1 protein-coding gene is annotated in these 908 nt (G+C 73.1%); it reads right to left on the bottom strand.

Features of this window, described 5'->3' with window-relative positions; translation table 11 throughout:
* Window positions 1–102 precede the first annotated feature (102 nt).
* Window positions 103–908 (bottom strand): CPBP family intramembrane glutamic endopeptidase (locus DEIPI_RS40280; protein ID WP_052351815.1); only part of this gene is annotated, 806 nt, incomplete at its 5' end.

Below are 908 nucleotides of genomic sequence, written 5' to 3'. Positions count from 1 at the left end.
AGCCGCGCGGTGCAGTACGCGGACGGCCTGAGCGTCACGGCGAGCGCGCGGGCGGCGCGCGAACTGCGCGACGCGCTGAACGCGGCGCTCGCCTGAGGCTCCTCAGCCGCCCGTGACGCTCCGCACGAGTCCTTCGAGCTGCTTCTGGAAGGTGCCGAACAGGAAGAACAGCACGATCACGAGCAGGCTCCACGACCACACGGGGCCCGGGCGCCGCTCGGTCTCCACTCTTGGACGCAGCCAGACGTGCGCGCCCCACAACGCGAGGGCCGTCACGACGAGCGCGACGAGGCCGCCCGCGAGGGGCACGCGCTGCGAGGCGCTGTCCCCGAGCATCGACTCGAAGGCGGGGTTGGACATCAGGAGCGCCGCGAGGCCGAGCGAGAGCAGGTTGTTCGTGGCGTGCACGATCACGCCGGTCCAGAAGCTGCGGCTGTGCTGCACGGCGCGCGCGATGACGTACCCGAGCGGCAGGACCGCCACGGCCTGCGCGGCCACGCCGTGCGCGGCGGCGAACAGCACGCTCGTCCAGACGGCCGCGACGAGGGGCCGCACGCGCCGCTCGTACCCGCTCAGGCCGAAGCCGCGGAAGATCAGCTCCTCCACGAAGGGAATGAGCAGGCCGCCCGCGAGGAGCAGCACGATCAGGTCGGGGCCCTTCGCGGTGATCTGGAGGTTGTAGTCGAGCCGTTCCTGCCCGCTGGCCGGGAAGACCGCCTGGACGAACAGCGCGAACGCGCGCGACGCGACGAAGCCCAGCCCGAACGCGCCGAGCGCGGTGAGCACGTCGGGCGCGGAGCGAAACCGCGTGGACGTCCACAGTTCACGGGTGGCGCGCGGCGCGGCGAGCAGCAGCAGCGCGACGGTGAGGAGGCCGCCCGCGAGGAGCGCCACGCCGACGCTGCGCA

The sequence above is a fragment of the Deinococcus pimensis DSM 21231 genome, assembly GCF_000519345.1.
GTDB classification, from domain to species: Bacteria; Deinococcota; Deinococci; order Deinococcales; family Deinococcaceae; genus Deinococcus_A; species Deinococcus_A pimensis.
Note: the sequence above shows the minus strand (reverse complement) of the source record. Positions and strands in the feature narration are given on the sequence as shown.